This is a genomic window from Streptomyces sp. NPDC006798 (genome assembly GCF_040635975.1).
Taxonomy (GTDB): Bacteria; Actinomycetota; Actinomycetes; order Streptomycetales; family Streptomycetaceae; genus Streptomyces.
The window spans coordinates 23,223-40,878 of record NZ_JBEYIS010000045.1 but is presented as its reverse complement, the minus strand read 5'-3'; the positions used below and the strand labels follow the sequence as shown (position 1 = coordinate 40,878).

Here is a 17,656-nt window from a genome sequence, read left to right as displayed (position 1 = left end):
GCTGGGCGCATGCCGAACCCCGCCGACCAGCCCTTGGACCCCGACCGGCTGCTGCCCCTCGCCCTCACCTCGTACGGGCACTTCACCACCATGCTCGTCGGCGCGGACGGGCGGGTGCGGGGGCTCGGACTGCATCTGGAGCGGCTGGCCCGGGACTCCGAAGCCGTCTTCGGGGCGGGCGTGGACACCGGGCTCGTACGGGAGGCGGTACGGCGGGCCCTCGACGGGCGGGAGCTGCCCGCGGTCGTCCGGGTCACCCACCACGACCCCGGGTTCGACCTCGCCCGGCCGGTGGCGGCCCGGCGGCCCGAGCCGCTGGTCACGGTACGCCCGGCCGGGAGCGGGACGCCGCCGCCGGTACGGCTGCGGAGTGTGGCGTACGGACGCGAACTGCCGTACGTCAAACACTGCGGGCTCTTCGGCGCCCTGCACGCCCGGCGGGCCGCGCAGCTCGCCGGATACGACGACGCCCTGTTCACCGGGGGCGGCGGAGACGCTGGGCCGGTCTCCGAGGGACCGACCTGGAACATCGGATTCGTCACCGGGGACGGGGAGGTCGTCTGGCCCGAGGCGCCCGACGCACCCGCGTTGGCCGGGGTGACCATGGCCCTGCTCCGGCGGGGCTTCGAGCACCGGACCGCCCCCGTCACCGCCGCCGAGGCCCGCGACATGCGGGCCGCGTTCCTGACCAACGCGGCCGTCGGGGTCCGGGCCGTCGCCGCGATCGACGGGACGGACCTGGACCCCGGAGACCCGGTACTGGACGCGCTGCGCGAGGCGTACCGGGCCGTACCGGGCGAGGAGATCTGAGGGGTCCGCCTCACCCGCCCCGTACGGCGGCACGTGTCACCGGTGTCGGGTCAGCCGTGCAGCAGGATCGGGAACGCCTCCAGATCGTTCTGGGTCATCACCGGCATATTGCGCAGCTCGTCCGCCGGGACCGCCAGCCGGAGGTCCGGGTAGCGGGCGAAGAGCGCCGGGAGGGCGATATTCGCCTCCAGCCGGGAGAGCGCCGCGCCGGGGCACATATGCGGGCCGTGGCCGAAGGTCATATGGCGGATCGGCGTGGCCCGGCGGATGTCGAAGGAGTCCGCGTCGCCGCCGTGCCGGTCCCGGTCGCGGCCGATCGCCCGGTACGAGATCACCACACCCTCGCCGCGCTCGATCACGAAGCCGTCCACACCGTCCACGCCGTCGACTTCGATGTCCTCGGTGGCGAACCGCATCAGCAGATGGGTCGTCGGCGGGTCCCAGCGGAGCACCTCCTCGACCACAGTCTCCCAGGACACCTCGCCGGAGCGGACGAGTTCGAGCTGGTCGGGGTGGGTGAGCAGGGCGCGTACGGCATTGAGGACCAGACCGACGGTGGTCTCGTGCCCGGCGCCGATCATGTCCTTGAGGTTCCCCATCACCTCCAGTTGGGTGAGGGGTTCACCGCCCTCGTCGGCGAGGATCAGGGCGCTGGTGAGGTCGTCGCCGGGGGCCTGGGCCTTCTCCGCGACCAGTTCGGTGAAGATCTCGGTCAGCTCGGCGACGGCGGCCAGTCGCTCGTCCTGCGGGGTGAGGAGGGAGAAGAACGCCTTCCAGAGCCGCATCTGGCGGGGGATGGACTCGTCGGGGACGCCCATCAGATTGCAGACGACGCTCATCGGCAGCGGCTGGGCGAAGTAGGTCTTGAGGTCGACCCGGCCGTCGGGACCGGCATGGCCGGGCAGGGCGGCCAGCAGTTCGGCGGTGATGCCCTCCACCACCGGACGCATGGACTCCACCCGGCGGGCGGTGATGGCCTGGGCGGTCTTGGCGCGCAGCCGCCGGTGTTCGGCGCCGTCCACGGAGAACATGGAACGGCCGGTGTCGATCATGCCGACCAGCGGCCAGCGGCGGTCGATCTCACCGGACTGCCAGAGTCTCCACCGGTTGATGTCCTTCACCAGCCGGGCGTCGGTCAGCAGCCGCCGGGCGACGGCGTGTTCGGTGACGGTCCAGGCGGGGGCGCCGAGCAGATCGATCCGGACGAAGGGCCCGGTCTCCCGGAGCCGGGCGGTCTCGCCGTCGAGATCGCGGACCATGGGGTCGATGACCAGGGAGGGAGCGGGGGCGGGCGCGCTGGTACGGCTCATTGCTGATCTCCAGTCGGGCGAATGGGCGTGAACCGAACGGGAATCGCCGTCATGCCCCGCAGAAACGTGGACGGACGGCGGACCAGGGTCTGCGCGGGTACCGCGAGATCGACGTCGGGCAGCCGGTCCAGCAGTACCTCGATGGCGGTACGGGCGACGATCTCGGCGATCTCCTGGGCCGGGAGCGGGCAGCGGTACTCGCCGTGGCTGAAGGAGAAGTGGGCGCTGTTGCCGCCCTGCGAGGGCGCGAACTGCTGCTGGATCAGCGGGTCCGCGTTGGCGGCGGCCAGGCCGAGCATCAGCAGGTCACCGGCCCGGATCTGCCGCCCGGCGAGCAGGGTGTCCCGGGCCGCCCAGCGGCCCGCCAGGATCTGGGTCGGGGTGTCCTCCCAGAGGACCTCGTTCATGGCCTGGCCGATGCTGTGCCGGCCGCCGCCCAGGGCGGCGGCGAACCGGTCGTCGGTGAGCATCAGCCGGATCGAGTTGCCGATCCAGTCGGCGGTGGTGACGAAGCCGGCGCCCAGCACGTCCTTCACATTGAGCGCCACCTCCTCCTCCGTGAAGCCGTCCTGCGCCAGCATCCAGGAGGTGACGTCGTCCCCGGGCTCGTTCCGCTTGGCCTTCACCAGCCGCTGGTTGAGGGCGAGGTACTCGCCGTGGGCGCGCTGGGCGCCCGCGCCGCCGTCGACGAGTTCACCGAGCGCCCTGGCCAGGGTCGTACCGTCCTCGTCGGAGTAGCCGAGGACCCGGGCGAGCGCCAGCACGGGCAGCGGCTTGGCGAACTCGGCCACCAGATCGGCCTCGCCGCGCCCGCAGAACGCGTCGATCAGCCGGTCGGACAGCTCCTCGCAGGTCCGCCGGAGATCGAACGGGTCGATGCTCTCCAGCGCCGGGACCACCAGGGACACATGGCGGCGGTGGTCGGCGCCCGCGGTGAAGTAGATCGACGGCTGGGGCCGCTGGATCATCGGCAGCAGCGGCCAGTCGTCGGGGATGTTCGGCCACTGGTTCCACAGGCCCACGTCGCGCGGGAACAGCTCCGGGTCGCTGGTGACCTGGTGCATCTCGTGGTAGCCGACGATCAGCCAGGCGGGGATGTTCCCCGGCAGCTCGACCGGGACGACCGGCCCGTGCTCCCGGCGCATCTCCCGGTAGAGCTGGTGCGGGTCGGTGTGGAAGCGGGGGCCGCTCAGCGCCACGGGGGAGGTATTCCCCTGATGGGCCGGGCAGCCGCCGGTCCGGGCGGATTCTGGGGTGGTCATCAGGCCGTCTCCGGAGTGCCGACGAGTGCTTGCAGATGCTCGACCAGGGTGATCAGCACCTTCTTGCTGGAGTCCCGGGAGCGGGCGTCGCAGTCGATCAGCGGGATATGCGGATCGAGGTCCAGCGCGTCCCGGATCCGCTCCGCCTCGTGCGGCGGTCCGCCGAAGTCGTTACGGGCCACGATGAACGGCGTCCCGTGGTGCTCCAGCCGGTCGATCGCGTACCAGGAGTCCGCCAGCCTGCGGTCGTCGACCAGGACGACCGCGCCCAGCGTGCCGCTGAAGAGCCGGTCCCACAGGAACCAGAACCGCTCCTGGCCGGGGGCGCCGAAGAGATAGAGCACCGTACGGTCGTCCAGGCTGATCCGGCCGAAGTCGAAGGCGACCGTGGTCGCCGACTTGTTCGGGACCGCCCGCAGATCGTCGATGTCCCGCCCGGCCAGCGTCATGGTCTCCTCGGTGTTCAGCGGACGGATGTCGCTGACCGAGCGGACCATGGTGGTCTTGCCGACCCCGAAGCCGCCGACGATGACGATCTTCAGTCCGTTGTCGGCGGTCCGGCGCAGGGGCGTACGGGACGCCGGGCGCGGCTCGGCGAGGTCAGAGTTCGCGGAGTCCAACGAGCACCTTCTCCAGGGTCGCGTGGTCGGGAAGCCGCGCCGGCGACGCCAGGGTGCGCGGATGGCGGACGGTGATCCGGCCCGCGTCCAGCAGATCGGAGAGCAGGATCTTGGTGATGCTGACCGGTAACCGCAGCTCGGCCGCGATCTCGACGACCGCGACCGGCAGGGGGCAGAGCCGCAGGATGGCGGCGTGCTCCGACTGCATGCCCCGGGCCGGCTCGCACTCGGCGACCACCAGGGTCACCAGGTCGAAGTCATTGCGGCTGGGGCGGCTCCGGCCGCCGGTCAGCGTATAGAGACGGTCCGGGTTCTCGTCCCGGGCGGCGCGGACCATCCGGATCAATCCACGGGGGCGGGATCGGCGGACCGGGGCGGGGCGCTCAGGTGCTCGCCCAACTGCTCGACCAGCTCCAGCATGTTGTGGCCGACGAGTCCGGCGTCGGCGTCCTCGGCGGCGACCACGGCGACATGGCTGCCCGCGCCGGCCTCGGCGATGAAGAGGATGCCGCCGTAGAACTCGGTCATCGACTGGCGTACGCCGCCGGAGCCGTCGCCGAACTCCACGGACGCGCCGTGGGAGAGGCTCTGGATCCCGGCGGAGATCGCGGAGAGCTGGTCGGCCCGGTCGGCGGAGAGCTCGGCGGTATGGCAGAGCTTCAGGCCGTCCCGGGAGAGCACCAGGGCGTGCCGGGTGCCGGGGGTGCGCTCCAGCAGACCTTCCAGCAGCCAGCCGAGGCCAGCCGCGCCGGTGGCGGATACGGTCATCGGTCGTCCTCCGAAAGGGGAGTCGCGGGGGTTGTGGTCGTGGTGGTGCCGGGGCCGGAGTCCGGCGTACGGCCGGTGACGGCCCGGCGGAAGGCGCCGAAGCGGGCTCCGGCTCCGGCGGACTGCGGCCGGGCGCTCGTACCGCCGGAACCGGACTCGGCCGGGGCGGCGGAGCTGGGCAGTCCTTCGGGGTGGGTGGCCGCCAGGGTCCGGCCGCGCCGCCGCTTGGGCAGGTCGGCGGCCGGCCGCGACCGTTCGCCCGGCGTCTTCGCCGGGTCCGGTACGGATACGGGCTCGGGCGCCGGGGCGGCGGCCGGGGCCGGGGCGACGGCCGCCCGGCGGGCGGTGCGCCGCAGGGCGACCGGTACCTGGGGCTCGTCGGGGCGGCTGCGGGTGATCAGCTCCTGGGGGATCATCACGACCACCCCGGTGCCGCCGATGGCCGACGGGCGGAACGAGACCGTCAGTCCGTGCTTCTTCGCCAGCCGCCCGACCACGGCCAGGCCGAGCCTGGTGCCGGTGAGGGTGGAGAGGTCGCCGGAGTTCCCGGTGACCGCCCGCTCGGCCCGGCGCAGCGCCGTCTCGCCCATCACCAGACCGCTGTCCTCGATGGTGATCACGGCCCCGGCCGGGACCTCGGCGACATAGCCGTGGACGTCGGTGGTGGGGGGCGAGAAGTTGCAGGCGTTGTCCAGGAGTTCGGCGAGCAGATGCATCACGCCCTCGGCCGCGTGGCCCGCGACAGCGATGTCGGCGACCGAACGGAGGCGGACCCGCTGATAGCCCGCGATCCGGCCCATGGCCCCGCGCAGGATCGATTCCATCGGGATCGGCTTGGCCCAGCGGCGCCCGGAGCGGGCCCCGCTGAGGACGGCGATGGAGTCGGCGAGCCGCCCGGCCTGGGCGGTGCGGTGGTCGAGGTGGAGCAGATCGGCGAGGACGTCCTCGTCGTCGTGGAGATGCTCCATCTCGCGGAGGTCGGCGAGCATGCCGGTGGTCATGGCCTGCATCCGCCCGGCCGCGTTGGCACAGGCGGCCATCGCGGCGGCCCGGCGCTTCTCACCGAGCCCGGCGTCCGAGACGGCGGCGGCCCGGAGCCGCTCGGCGCGCTCCGCCTCGTCCGCGATCTGCCGCATCACCCGCTGGTAGGCGAGGTGTTCGGGGGCGGGTACGGCCGCGAGTGCCGAGCCCGGTCTCCCGCCCTGCCGGATCGCGGTCATCAGCGCCGGTACCGACTGGTCGGCGAACCGGTCGGCGGCGGTCGCGAGATCGGCCGCGCGGGCCCGTGCGCGACGGGCCTGTGACCTGTACACGAGCGCCGCCGCGACTGCGGCGAGTAAAAGGGCGGCGACTGCGGCGACGCCGAACACGGCCATCAACTGCTCCTCGTGCACAGCAGACGTGTGCGAAGTGGTCAACTCCGGGGACCCTATAGAACACTTGACGGGTTCACCACCGGCACCGGTGGGCAAAGTCCTTCACCGGCGGTCCGGAAAAGGCGACACGCGGGCGGTCCACGGAAAATTTCGGCCAACTTTGGTGGCGGCGGCCGGGAGTGTGGCTCGGCGCCGCCCGGTCCCGGGGCGGGAGGGCGCCCTCCGGCCGACGGTTACCGGCCGCAGCGCAGGACCGGTGCGTACGGGGGCGCCCGGACGGGGCCGCGCGCGGGGCGCGGGGGCGTACGGCTGGAGGGGGCGCCGGGTCCGGAGGCGTACGGCCGGAGGGTACGGGGTCCGGGGTTCAGGGCCGGAGGGGGCGTACGGCCGGAGGCTCCGGAGGCGTACGGGCTCACGCAGGGCGCGGGGCGGACACGCGGCGCGGGGCGGCGAACGAACGGCGCGGGCCCGGGGGCGCGCGCCGTCGTCCGACATGTCCTTACGGGCCCTGGGTACGGCTACGGCCCGTCATCCGGGTATCAGCAGTACTGGGCCTCCTTGCCGATCGAGCGGTACATGCAGTCGGAGTTCTCCAGGAGCTGGAGTACGGCGTCCCGGTTGCGGCTGGTCTCCCGTTCGATCACCTCGTCCGGCGGATAGAAGCCGCCGCCCGAAGCGCTGCGCGGGAAGAGCTCGAAGGTGTAGCCGAAGATCTTCTGGTTGCCCCAGAGCCAGTCGTCGATCGATCCGTCGGTGATGTACAGATCGCTGGACTGCTGCGGGGTGTAGCCGTTGCTGGCGGCCATCTTCTGGCCGACCGCCGCGAAGGCGTTCCGGTCGTCCTGGGTCATCCCGGCGGCGGTGTCGGAGTAGGTGTAGCCGTACGGCCAGAGCACCAGCTCGCTGTAGGTGTGGAAGTCGATTCCGGTCCTGATCTGCTGTTTGCCGCCGACGACCCGGCCGCGGACGAAGTCGGCGACGACCTTCACCTCGGGCGCGGACTCGGCGGCCCGGCCCCGGTAGGTCTCGGAGCCGGGGCTGGTGGAGGAGCCGCCGCAGCAGCCCCACCGGTAGTTCCAGTTCCGGTTGAGGTCGGTACCGACGGCCGTGGAGCCGGTGTTGGGCTGCCGGTTCTTGCGCCAGCTGCGGTAGGAGCCGGTGGCGATGTCGTACTCGCTGCCGTCCGGGTTGATGCTGGGGATGATCCAGATCTCCCGGCCGTTGACCGCGTTGGTGATCCGCGCGTCGGTGCCGTAGTCCTCGCCCAGCTCCCGCAGCAGATAGAGGGCCATCTCCACGGTCAGATGCTCGCGGGCGTGCTGCTGCGAGGTGAAGAGCACCTCGGGCTCGTTCTCGTCGGTGGCGACGTTGTCGCTGACCTTGACGGCGATGATGTCCCGGCCCTGGTGGGTCCGGCCGATCACCCGCTTGTTCATGATGTTCGGATGGGCCGCGATCCGCTGGTCGATCGCCGCGTTCATCTCCGCGTAATTGTGGAAGCGGGAGTCGGCGGGCGGGAAGTCGAGCGGCCGGACGTCGGTTCCGGCGGCGGTACGGGCCGGGGGCCCGGGCAGGGCCGTGAGCCGGTAGCCGAGCGCCTTGAGCTTCTTGGCCTGGGCCGGGTCGGCGCTGACGACGACCGCGCGGGCGTCGACCTCGTCGATCGCGACGCCGGTCGCGGCCAGGGCGGTCCGCTGGGCGGCGCCGACGACGCCGTCGACCTGGTACTGGGTGATCCGTTCGGCGGCCGCCGAGGCCGCCGCCGTCCGCCGGGTCCCTGGGTCGGGCGCGGCGTCGGACTGGACCGCGTTGGCGGTGAGCGGGGCCATGAGGGCGATCGCCAGCAGGCCGGTGATCGCCGCCGTTCGTCTGCCCCGGCCGCTGCCGCGGATGCGTAGGCGCATTGCTGTCTCCTGAGGGATGGGGGTGGAACAGGTATGCGACGCGGATGGATGGTGCCGTGTGGGCACACATCGTGGGGCCATGACATGGACTGGTCAAGATGGCGTCGGGGGTGCGGGCGGTGCGCACGCCGGTGCGGCGCCGGATACGCCCCCGTCGGCGGGGCGGTCCGGGGAGGGCGGCGGGCGGCCGGGGGGACCGGAAAAGCGCGACAGCGCCACCGGGACAGGTCGGTGGCGCTGCCGCTGGTGTCGTACGACCTCGGCGTGGGGGTGAACGGTACGTACGACTGGCCTTGTGGTCCGGCGGATCCGGACGGGGGCCGGGCCGTCCGGCGGCGTGCCGCCCCGGGTGGGGGGCCCGCCGCCGGGCGGGTTACGGAAGGCCGCGGACGTGCGGTCCCACCACGTTGGACCAGGCGTTGCCCGAGTGGGCGTCCCAGTTGATGGACCAGGTCATCGCGCCCCGCAGGGCCGGGTAGGTCTGGGCCGGGCGGAACGTGCCGCAGTTGGTGCCGCGGGCCAGGCAGTCCAGCGCCGCGGTCACCGTGGACGGGGAGACGTAGCCGCCGCCCGCGCCGCGCGGCGACGCCGGGACCCCGATACCGATCTGCGACGGGTCGAGGCCGCCCTGGAGCTGGATGCAGGTGAGCGCCGTCAGGAAGTCGACGGAGCCCTGGGAGTAGACCTTGCCGTCGCAGCCGAGCATGGCGCCGCTGTTGTAGTACTGGGTGTTGACGACCGTGAGGATGTCCTTGACCGCCAGCGCCAGCTTGAAGTACTCGGTGCCGGTCGACTGCATGTCGAGGGTCTGCGGGGCCATCGTCAGGACCATCCGGGGCCCCGCCTTGGCGGAGAGCTGGCGCAGGGCCTTGGTGAGGTAGGTCGAGTTGATGCCGTGTTCGAGGTCGACGTCGACGCCGTTGAAGCCGTACTCCTGCATCAGCGCGTAGGCGCTGTTGGCGAAGGCGGTCGCGGAGGCGTCGCTGTTGATGGTGACGTTCCCGATCTCACCGCCGACGGAGATGATGACCGACTTGCCCGCGGCCCGCTTGGCGGCGATGTCCGACTTGAACTCGGCGACGTTGGCGTAGCCGAGCGCCGGGCTGAGGTTGAACGTCAGCTCACCGGGTGTGGTGGTGGCGTCGGCGAAGGCGACGGCGATGATGTCGTAGTTCGGGCTGACGTCGCGCAGCTTCTGGACGGTCGCGCCGTTGTTGAAGTTCTGCCAGTAGCCGGTCACCGCGTGCCGGGGCACGGTCGGGTTGGTGTCCTCGATCCGGGTGCGGACCGTGATCGGCGGGGTGGAGGCGGCGGACTCGCCCGCGGCGTTGGCCGCCGAGACGGCGAACTGGTAGCTGGTGTCCGGGGTCAGTCCGGTGACGGTCGCCGACGTGGCGCTGGTCGACTGGACCTTCGCCCCGTTCCGGTAGACGTGGTACTGGGTGGCACCGGCGGACGCGGTCCAGTTCAGCGGGACCGTGGTGGCCGTCGGGGTGCCCGCGGCGAGCCCGGTCGGGACCGGCGGGACGACCGGCGGCTCCTCGCCGCCGCCTCCGCCGTCCGGGCCGAAGACGCTGACGTCGTCGACGAAGTAGGCGGACTGGCCGTACCAGCCGTGGGTGTAGACCGTCACCGAGGTGGTGGAGGCACCGGTACGGAAGCTGGTGGAGAGCTGGCTCCAGCCGGTGCCGCCGGGCGACCAGGTGGAGACGTCGGTGGTCCCGGTGCCGGAGGCGCCGAGATAGACGAAGCTGCCCTGGACATGGGCGCTCAGGGTGTAGCTGGAGTTGGGCTTGACCGCGACGGTCTGGCTGCACCGGGCGATGTCGCTGCCCGCCGGGGTGCCCTTGAGGGCGGCGGCGCCGGTCCGGACCGGGGTCGAGGTGGTCGCGCCGTTCCCGCCGGTGCAGGTCCAGTTGGCGAGCCCGGTCTCGAAGCCGGGGTTCTTGGCGTTGTTGATGTCCGCGGCCTGGGCCGGGCCGGCGGTTCCGAGCACGGTGAGACCGGCGCCTACGGCGAGCGCCAGGGCTCCGCCGAGCCATCTCCGCGGACGTCTGTCGAATACCACGTACTGCCTCCGAAGTGTGGGGGTGGAGGTACTGGGACGAGGTGGGTGTGGGGGGTGGGGGGATCCGGGAGGACCGGACCGACGACAGGAAGGAGCAGGAGAGAACAGAAAACAACGAGAAACACAGGGGTGGAACGGGGGAGAACCGCGTGAGTCCGCCGTTCGTTCCCTGAGCCACCGCTTGGCGTAAAACTGGTCCAGACCAATGGGGTTGTCAAGACCTCCGTCAGCGATTCGCGGTCCCGGCCCTCCCCGGGCGGGCCGCCGCCGACCGGCCCGCGACCGGGTTCGGCGGGGGCGATTTTCGGTCGATTCCCCGGTGGGTACGGAAGATTCGGGCCCCCCGGCCCTTGCGCCGGGCGTTCCGGGGGTATCGGGTGGGGTTCCGGGCGGATCACGGGTGACGGCTCCGGGGATACGACGGCCTTCACGGGGGTATGTACGGCTCTGGCCTGAGCGGAGCGTGTGCGGGACGGGGCGGTGAGTTCCGGCGGGGTGTTCTCCGGCCGCCACCTCGTGGCTAAAGTGCTGAGGCAGGAGCAGCAGGCAGTACGGAACCGCGGTCACGGACCCCCGTGGGCCGTTGTCGAAACGGGGAACCAGCGTGCCGACCGCAATAGCTGTCACCAGCGCAGATCTGGTGCTACCGCCGATGGATCCGCATACCCCCACGGCGGCGGCGCTGCCGTCCCCCGGCGACGCCCCGCTGGAAGACGCCCTGCGGACGGCCGGATTGCTGCTGGAGCAGTACGGACATCTCGTCGTGCCCTACCCGGCGTCCGTTCCGGTCGCCCACGAACGACGGCTGCACACCGTGCGCTCCATGCTGGAGAGCCCCCGGATCGCCCTGCTCAAGCTGGAACTCCCGCCGCTGGGAGTCGCCGTGATCACCCGCCAGCTCCGGCAGCTCTCGATCTGCGACCTCGGCCCCGGAGTCGTCGCCTCCGCCGCCCGGCTGCTCTCCCACTACGTCTACAGCGGGGCGCTGCTGCACTCGGTGGCCCGGCTCGACCGGGTCCCGGTGGGCCTGAAGTCGCACGCCAAGTCCTGGTTGCCCGGGGCCCAGTTCGCCGTACTGGCCAACCCCCAGCCCGAGCTGATCAGGATCGGTACGGCCGACCGTACGGGCCCACCGCTCACCGGCCCGGACTTCGCCACCCGGATGGTGATCGCCAAGGGGCAGGCCCAGCCGGACTGGGTCACCGGCACACTCGCCCCCGCCTGGCAGAGCCAGGCCGTGGACGAGGTCCCCCTGCCCGCCGACTCGCCCGGCTGGTGGGGCACGGCCAAGCTGGTGGAGTTCGCCGCCTTCCTGCCCGATATCTCGATCCTCTACCAGCTCGTCTCCTCCGTCCGCCGGTCCAAGTGCGTCTGGTGCGGGATCGAACTCATCGGCGACCTCTGTGGATTCTGTTCGGCGCCCGCCGCCCCGGCGGGGCAGGGCCACCAGCTCGAACCGGGTGGCCCGCGGAACTCCGGTGTCCTGGGCCATGGAACCCCCGCAGGCTGACCACGCCCGCCCGGCCGGGGCAGGACCGACCACGAGCGGAACCGCCGGGCCCCGGGGAGGGCCCGGGGGAGGACCGCCGTACGCCGTACGCCGCCCCGGGCTTCCGTACGCCGTACGCGGCTCCCGGCTCGCGTACGCGGTACGTCGCTTCGGGCCTCCGGGTGGCGCCTCCCGGCCGGGGCTTTCGCGCGCCGTACGAGGCCTGGGGCTCTCGCGCGCCGTACGCCGCGCCCGCACCGGCCCCTGCCCGCGCGTTCCGCACACCCCGCGCTCACCGCACACCTCGCGCTCACCGCACACCTCGCGCTCCGCGCACTTCCGGCACTGCTCGCGCTCCGCCCTCCCGTCGTCCCTTCCGTTTCCGCGAACGAGGTTCCCCAGCTCATGAATTCACGCCAACGCCGAGGCGTCATCCTGCTCACGATCTCGGTCCTCTGCGCCCTCGCCGCCTTCTTCGGCGTGATCACCGTGATCGGCGACGTGAATTCCAAGGTCGGCCCCGAGGTCACCGCGTACCGGCTGAAATCCGATATCGCGCCCTACACCGCCCTGCGCGCCGACCAGTTCGAGAAGACCGCCATCCCCGAGCGCTGGCTCTCCGACAGCGCCGTCACCGATCTCGCCCATATCCAGGGCCGGATAGCGGTCACCAAGCTCCGCAAGGGGTCCCTCCTCCAGGAGGACATGATCGTCAAGCGCCCGGCGCTGGCCGCGGGGGAGCAGGAGATCGCCATCATGATCGACGCCGCGACCGGGGTCGCCGGGAAGATCGCCCCCGGTGACCTGGTGAATATCTTCGCCACCTTCGAGGGGCGGCGGGAGAGCGACCCCGACGAGTCCCGGATCATCGTCTCCAAGGCCCGGGTGATCGACGTCGGCACCCTCACCCCCATCGGCGCCAAGCGCGACGAACGCCGGGACGCCGCCCGAGAGGCCGTCCCCATCACCTTCGCCCTGAACACCGCCGACGCCCAGCGCGTCGCCTACGCGGAGTCCTTCGCCGAGAACGTCCGGCTCGCCCTCCTCTCCAAGGGCAGCCCCGGCGCGCTGAAGCCCGGCGAGAGCACGTACACCCTCGACGAAGACAAGAGCAGGTGAGTGCCGGATGACCACACGCATCCTCCCGGCCGTGGGGGACCCGGAGGCGGCCCGGTCGGTCACCACCCTGCTCGGCCAATTGCCCGACGCCGAGCCACTGCCGCCGGTCGGCGACTCCACATCGCTGCTCGACCTGCTGGCCCGGCTCGCCGCCGAATCCCTCGACGAACTCCCCGAGGTCGTCCTGGTCCACGAGCGGATCGGCCCGGTCCCGGCGCTGGAGGTGGTCCGGGACGTCGCCCTCCGCTTCCCCGCCGTCGGGGTCGTCCTGGTCACCGTGGACGCCGGACCCGGGCTCTACTCGGCCGCGATGGACTCCGGCGCCCGCGGCCTGATCGGGCTGCCGCTGTCGTACGAGGAACTGGCCCAGCGGGTGCAGTCGGCCGCGGCCTGGTCCACCGGTGTCCGCCGCCACCTCGGGCACGCCGGGGAGCTGGTCGCCGGATCCGGCGGGACCGTCGTCACCGTCAGCGGCGCCAAGGGCGGGGTGGGGACGACGGTCACGGCCGTCCAGCTCGCCCTCGCCGCCCGCGCCTCGGGCCGGACGGTCGCCCTGGTCGACCTCGATCTCCAGGCCGGGGACGTGGCGTCCTATCTCGACGTCCAGTTCCGGCGCTCCGTCGCCGACCTGGCCCAGATCTCCGACATCTCGCCCCGGGTCCTCCAGGACGCCCTCTTCGCCCACCCCACCGGTGTCGGGCTGCTGCTCGCCCCCGCCGAGGGCGAACGCGGCGAGGACGTCGGCGACCGGGCCGTACGCCAGATCGTCAGCGCCCTGCGCGGCCGCCACGAGGTGGTGATCGTTGACTGCGGCACCCTGATGACCGGGGGCAACGCGGCGGCGATCGAGATGGCCGATACGACGGTCCTGGTGACCACGCCCGACGTGGTCGCGGTCCGGGCCGCCAAACGCATGGTCCGGATGTGGGACCGGCTCCAGATCCGCAAGGCGGAGGAGACCGTGACCGTCGTCAACCGGCACACCCGCTCCACCGAGATCCAGCCACCGCTGATCGAACGGATCACCGGCACGAAGGTCGCCCGCGCGACGGTCCCGGCGGGGTTCAAGGAGCTTCAGCCGGTGATCGACGCGGGCCGGATGCAGGACCTGGAGGCCAAGTCGGCGGTGAAGCAGGCGCTGTGGTCGCTCGCCGGGGAACTCGGCCTGGTCCGCGTCCCGGAGGAGGCCGGGGCGGCGAAGACCGGCCGGTTCCGGGGCGACCGCGGCTCCCTCGGCCTCCGCCGGGGGCGGTCCCGGTGACGGTGGTACGGGCCCGGGCCCGCAGCCGTACCGCCCGTGTCGTACTCGGGGCGCCCCGGGGTGCCGTCGGCGGTACGAGCCCGGGGGGCGTGCGGTGAGGGGCCGAGGCCGGGCCGCCCTTCGCCTCGTACGGCGCCGGACCGGGACCGTGCAACGGCGGTACGACGACCGGGGCCAGGCCGCGATCGAGTTCACCGGCACCGTCCCGGTGATCCTGCTGACCATCGGCCTGCTCTGGCAGGCGGCCCTCACCGGCTACACCTTCTCCCTCGCCGGGAACGCGGCCGACGAGGCCGCCCGGGCGGGCGCGGTCGGCGGCGGCGGCGCCTGCGACGCGGCGGCCCGCCGGACGCTCTCCGGCTCCTGGCGGGCCGCCGATGTCGACTGCCGCTCCGACGGGGAGCTGTACCGGGCCAGGGTGGAGCTGCGGGTCCCCGCGTTCTTCCCCGGCGGGGGCGATATCGGCCTCACCCTCACCGGCGAGGGCGCGGCGCTCGACGAGAGGGCCGGTGAACGATGACGGCGGGACGCGTACGACGGCCGCCGGGGGCGCCGACACCGGGCCCGGTCCGTCCGAGGGCCGGGGCCCGGTCCGTACCCGACTGTTCCCCGGCCGGTCCCGGCGCACCGGCCCGACGGGGGCGGACGGCGCCCGGGGCCGCTTCCCCGCATGCCGCCGCGGCCGACCGCGAGGTGGCGGCCGGGCACCGGGCCGTATCAGGCCGCAGGGCGTACGGCGAAGCACTCCGCGCCCGGCCGCTGCGGCGGGTCGCCCCCGCGCGGGGCCGCGACCGTGACCAGGGGCAGGCGGCCGTCGAGTTCGCCGGGGTGGTCGCCCTGCTCCTCTTCGTCGCCCTCGCCGCGATCCAGGTCGGGATCGTCGCCTACACCGCCCAGCAGGCCGGTACCGCCGCCCGGGCCGCCGCCAGGACCGAGGCCACCGAGGACGGCTCCGGCCGGGGCGCGGCGGCCGGGCGGGCGGCGATCAGCGGCTGGCTCGCGGACGGCGCCGACTTCGACCCGGGCCGCTGTGCCGACGAGGACGACGAGATATCCGTGACCGCCGTCGTCGACGTGCCGTCGCTGCTGCCCGGCTTAGACCTCGATCCGGCGGTGAGGACCGTGACCATGCCCTGCGACTGAGCCGACCGACCCGACCGAGTCCTACGGGCCGTACGAGTCCCACAGGCCGTACGGCACTCGCCGCCGCCCCGATCCACCGCACCACCGCATCACCTGGGAGATGACAGACATGAGCCTGCGGGCGCGCATCGGCAGCCCCGAACCGGTCGACGGCCGGGGCGAGGTCGGCCGTCTCGTCGCCGTCTACCGTGCCAAGCTGCTGGAGGAGATCGACCTCGCCGAGATGTCGGCGCTCGCCGCCGGTGACCGCCGGATCCGGCTGGAGCGGGTACTCGGCCACATCATCAGCCGCGAGGGCCCGGTCCTCTCCACCGCCGAACGCGCCCAGCTCATCCGGCGTGTGGTGGACGAGGCCCTGGGGCTCGGCATCCTCGAACCGCTGCTGGAGGACGCCTCGATCAGCGAGATCATGGTGAACGGCCCCGAACAGGTCTATGTCGAACGGTCCGGCCGGCTGGAACTGCTGCCCATGCGGTTCTCCTCCACCGAGCAGCTGATGCAGACCATCGAGCGCATCGTCTCCACCGTCAACCGCCGGGTGGACGAGGCCAATCCGATGGTGGACGCCCGGCTCCCCTCCGGCGAGCGGGTCAATGTCATCATCCCGCCCCTCTCCCTCAGCGGCCCCATCCTCACCATCCGCCGCTTCCCCCGCGCCTTCACCCTGCCCGAGCTGATCGGCGCCGGGTCGCTGGACGAACAGATGACCCTGCTGCTCGCCGGGTTCGTCCGGGCGAAGTTCAATGTGATCGTCTCCGGCGCCACCGGTACCGGCAAGACGACCCTCCTCAACACCCTCTCCGGGCTGATCCCGGAGGGCGAACGCGTCGTCACCATCGAGGACTCCGCCGAACTCCAGCTCCAGCAGAGCCATGTCATCACCCTGGAGAGCCGCCCCCCGAACGTCGAGGGCAAGGGCCGGGTCACCATCCGCGACCTGGTCCGCAACTCCCTGCGGATGCGCCCCGACCGGATCATCGTCGGCGAGGTCCGGGGCGGCGAGACCCTCGACATGCTCCAGGCGATGTCCACCGGCCACGACGGATCCCTCGCCACCGTCCACGCCAACAGCGCCGAGGACGCCCTGATGCGGCTCCAGACCCTGGCCTCCATGTCGGAGGTCGAGATCCCGTTCGCGGCGATCAAGGACCAGATCAACAGCGCCGTGGATGTGATCGTCCAGCTCACCCGGCACGCCGACGGCTCCCGCCGGGTGACGGAGATCGCCGTGGTGGACTCGTACGGCCGCGAGGAGTACCGGATCGTCTCCGTCTGCCGGTTCGACGCCCTGCCGATGTCGGCCGACGGCCGGGTCCACGGCCGGTTTCTCTACCATCCGGTGCCCCGCCGGATCGCCCAGCGGCTGCATCTGCGGAACGAGGTCCTGCCGCTGGTGTTCGGGGTCGCCGAGAGCGACGACCAGCTCGCCGTCCGGGGGACGCGGGCGCTGTGACCACGTACGCCACCACGTATCCGGCCCGCGGTCCGGCGCGCTGCGCCCGTACCGCCGCCAACCACCGGGCTCATTCGCCCGGCCCGGCCCCCGCCCCCGCCCTCGTCCCAGAAGGTTTCCGTCCGCTATGACCACCCCTGTACTCCTCACCCTCTCGGCCGTCCTGCTGGCGGGCGTGTGCGGGGTCCTCGGCGTCCACCACTGGTCCGTCGGCCGGGCCAGGGCGCAGGCGCTCGTCGCCCGGATGTCCCAGTCCGGTCCGCCCGCCGGGGCCGGCGCCCGCCGGCGCCGGTTCCCCGCCGTCGACCGCCGGGTGCGCCGGACCCGCTACGGCCGCCGGCTCGAACGCCGGATCAGAACCACCGGCCTCGACATCACACCCGGCGAGTACGTCGTCGCCACCGCCGCCGTACTCCTCACCGTCTATCTGATCGTCGCCGCCGTCTTCACCCCCTTCTTCGGCGTCCTGGCCGCCTTCGCCGCCCTCTGGGGCACCGAGTCCTTCCTCACCTGGCAGCAGGCGAAACGGACCGAGGCGTTCATCAACCAGCTCCCCGAACTCGCCCGGGTCCTCGCCAACGCCACCCAGGCCGGGCTCGCGCTCCGGACCGCCCTCGCGATGGCCGCCGACGAACTGGACGACCCGGCGGGCGCCGAACTCGGACTCGTCGCCGACCGGCTCGCCGTCGGCCAGAGCCTGGACGACGCCCTCGCCGAACTCGCCGACCGGCTGCCCTCCCGGGAACTCGTCGTCCTCGTCACGACCCTCGTCCTCGCCAACCGGGCGGGCGGCCAGGTCGTCAGCTCCCTGCGCAACCTCACCCAGACGCTGGAGGAGCGGAAGGAGACCCGGCGGGAGGTCACCACCATGCTCTCCCAGATCAAGGTCACCGCCTTCGCCGTCCCGCTGCTCGGCTTCGGCTTCCTGCTGATGATCAACGCCATGACACCGGGCGCGCTGGACGAGATGACCGGCTCGCTCGTGGGCCAGACGGCCACCCTGATCGCCGTCGGCCTCTACACCCTCGGCGGGCTGATGATCCGCCGGATGTCCCGGATCCAGGTCTGAGCGG

At 72.5% G+C, this 17,656-nt stretch carries 16 protein-coding genes; 8 read left to right on the top strand and 8 right to left on the bottom strand.

What is annotated here, in order from left to right; translation table 11 throughout:
- Positions 1–9: 9 nt before the first annotated feature.
- Entirely contained in the window at positions 10–810 is an 801-nt protein-coding gene (locus ABZ714_RS26310; RefSeq protein ID WP_358827802.1) for an aminotransferase class IV, read from the top strand.
- Between the two features lie 50 nt (positions 811–860).
- Here the strand turns inward: ABZ714_RS26310 and ABZ714_RS26305 are convergent, their stop codons facing one another.
- The 8 genes from ABZ714_RS26305 to ABZ714_RS26270 all read right to left on the bottom strand — a co-directional run bounded on the left by ABZ714_RS26305 (position 861) and on the right by ABZ714_RS26270 (position 10,118).
- Positions 861–2,120, bottom strand: coding sequence for a cytochrome P450 (locus tag ABZ714_RS26305; RefSeq protein WP_358827801.1), 1,260 nt, complete (start codon positions 2,118–2,120; stop codon positions 861–863).
- Positions 2,117–3,382 carry a cytochrome P450 gene (locus ABZ714_RS26300; protein WP_358827800.1) on the bottom strand — a complete coding sequence of 422 codons (1,266 nt, stop codon included), beginning with the start codon at positions 3,380–3,382 and terminating at the stop codon, positions 2,117–2,119. Before ABZ714_RS26300 ends, ABZ714_RS26305 begins: the two co-directional genes overlap by 4 nt.
- A complete protein-coding gene (locus tag ABZ714_RS26295) occupies positions 3,382–4,002 on the bottom strand; it encodes an ATP/GTP-binding protein (RefSeq protein ID WP_358827799.1) in 621 nt (206 codons plus the stop codon). Before ABZ714_RS26295 ends, ABZ714_RS26300 begins: the two co-directional genes overlap by 1 nt.
- Positions 3,983–4,339 carry a DUF742 domain-containing protein gene (locus tag ABZ714_RS26290; protein ID WP_358827798.1) on the bottom strand — a complete coding sequence of 119 codons (357 nt, stop codon included), beginning with the start codon at positions 4,337–4,339 and terminating at the stop codon, positions 3,983–3,985. The genes ABZ714_RS26295 and ABZ714_RS26290 overlap by 20 nt, the downstream gene beginning before the upstream one ends.
- A 5-nt stretch (positions 4,340–4,344) precedes the next feature.
- Complete coding sequence (locus ABZ714_RS26285) at positions 4,345–4,770, bottom strand: roadblock/LC7 domain-containing protein (protein ID WP_358827797.1); 426 nt, start codon at positions 4,768–4,770, stop codon at positions 4,345–4,347.
- A complete protein-coding gene (locus tag ABZ714_RS26280; protein ID WP_358827832.1) occupies positions 4,767–6,146 on the bottom strand; it encodes an ATP-binding protein in 1,380 nt (459 codons plus the stop codon). The genes ABZ714_RS26285 and ABZ714_RS26280 overlap by 4 nt, the downstream gene beginning before the upstream one ends.
- 539 nt (positions 6,147–6,685) lie before the next feature.
- Entirely contained in the window at positions 6,686–8,050 is a 1,365-nt protein-coding gene (locus ABZ714_RS26275) for a M14 family metallopeptidase (protein WP_358827796.1), read from the bottom strand.
- 373 nt (positions 8,051–8,423) lie between these two features.
- Positions 8,424–10,118 carry a glycoside hydrolase family 18 protein gene (locus ABZ714_RS26270; protein WP_358827795.1) on the bottom strand — a complete coding sequence of 565 codons (1,695 nt, stop codon included), beginning with the start codon at positions 10,116–10,118 and terminating at the stop codon, positions 8,424–8,426.
- Between the two features lie 652 nt (positions 10,119–10,770).
- Here ABZ714_RS26270 and ABZ714_RS26265 point away from each other — a divergent pair.
- The 7 genes from ABZ714_RS26265 (at position 10,771) to ABZ714_RS26235 (ending at position 17,652) form a co-directional block, all read left to right on the top strand.
- Positions 10,771–11,628 (top strand): hypothetical protein, encoded by an 858-nt coding sequence (locus ABZ714_RS26265; protein WP_358827831.1) that lies wholly within the window; start codon positions 10,771–10,773, stop codon positions 11,626–11,628.
- Between the two features lie 384 nt (positions 11,629–12,012).
- Positions 12,013–12,726: a Flp pilus assembly protein CpaB gene (gene cpaB / locus ABZ714_RS26260; protein ID WP_358827794.1), complete on the top strand. Its 714-nt coding sequence runs from the start codon at positions 12,013–12,015 to the stop codon at positions 12,724–12,726.
- Between the two features lie 7 nt (positions 12,727–12,733).
- Entirely contained in the window at positions 12,734–13,987 is a 1,254-nt protein-coding gene (locus ABZ714_RS26255) for a P-loop NTPase (protein ID WP_358827793.1), read from the top strand.
- A 148-nt stretch (positions 13,988–14,135) separates the two neighbouring features.
- Positions 14,136–14,507, top strand: a complete 372-nt coding sequence (locus ABZ714_RS26250; RefSeq protein WP_358827792.1) for a TadE/TadG family type IV pilus assembly protein — start codon at positions 14,136–14,138, stop codon at positions 14,505–14,507.
- A 173-nt stretch (positions 14,508–14,680) separates the two neighbouring features.
- Positions 14,681–15,130: a TadE/TadG family type IV pilus assembly protein gene (locus tag ABZ714_RS26245; RefSeq protein ID WP_358827791.1), complete on the top strand. Its 450-nt coding sequence runs from the start codon at positions 14,681–14,683 to the stop codon at positions 15,128–15,130.
- Positions 15,131–15,239: 109 nt separating this feature from the next.
- Positions 15,240–16,583 (top strand): CpaF family protein, encoded by a 1,344-nt coding sequence (locus ABZ714_RS26240; protein WP_358827830.1) that lies wholly within the window; start codon positions 15,240–15,242, stop codon positions 16,581–16,583.
- 127 nt (positions 16,584–16,710) lie between these two features.
- Positions 16,711–17,652: a type II secretion system F family protein gene (locus ABZ714_RS26235; protein WP_358827790.1), complete on the top strand. Its 942-nt coding sequence runs from the start codon at positions 16,711–16,713 to the stop codon at positions 17,650–17,652.
- The last annotated feature ends 4 nt before the right edge of the window (positions 17,653–17,656 follow it).

Coding starts and splice junctions, on each gene's coding strand:
- ABZ714_RS26310 (WP_358827802.1), top strand. CDS start 10: ATGCCGAACCCCGCCGACCAGCCCTTGGACCCCGACCGGCTGCTGCCC.
- ABZ714_RS26305 (WP_358827801.1), bottom strand. CDS start 2,120: ATGAGCCGTACCAGCGCGCCCGCCCCCGCTCCCTCCCTGGTCATCGAC.
- ABZ714_RS26300 (WP_358827800.1), bottom strand. CDS start 3,382: ATGACCACCCCAGAATCCGCCCGGACCGGCGGCTGCCCGGCCCATCAG.
- ABZ714_RS26290 (WP_358827798.1), bottom strand. CDS start 4,339: ATGGTCCGCGCCGCCCGGGACGAGAACCCGGACCGTCTCTATACGCTG.
- ABZ714_RS26285 (WP_358827797.1), bottom strand. CDS start 4,770: ATGACCGTATCCGCCACCGGCGCGGCTGGCCTCGGCTGGCTGCTGGAA.
- ABZ714_RS26280 (WP_358827832.1), bottom strand. CDS start 6,146: ATGGCCGTGTTCGGCGTCGCCGCAGTCGCCGCCCTTTTACTCGCCGCA.
- ABZ714_RS26275 (WP_358827796.1), bottom strand. CDS start 8,050: ATGCGCCTACGCATCCGCGGCAGCGGCCGGGGCAGACGAACGGCGGCG.
- ABZ714_RS26265 (WP_358827831.1), top strand. CDS start 10,771: ATGGATCCGCATACCCCCACGGCGGCGGCGCTGCCGTCCCCCGGCGAC.
- cpaB (WP_358827794.1), top strand. CDS start 12,013: ATGAATTCACGCCAACGCCGAGGCGTCATCCTGCTCACGATCTCGGTC.
- ABZ714_RS26255 (WP_358827793.1), top strand. CDS start 12,734: ATGACCACACGCATCCTCCCGGCCGTGGGGGACCCGGAGGCGGCCCGG.
- ABZ714_RS26240 (WP_358827830.1), top strand. CDS start 15,240: ATGAGCCTGCGGGCGCGCATCGGCAGCCCCGAACCGGTCGACGGCCGG.
- ABZ714_RS26235 (WP_358827790.1), top strand. CDS start 16,711: ATGACCACCCCTGTACTCCTCACCCTCTCGGCCGTCCTGCTGGCGGGC.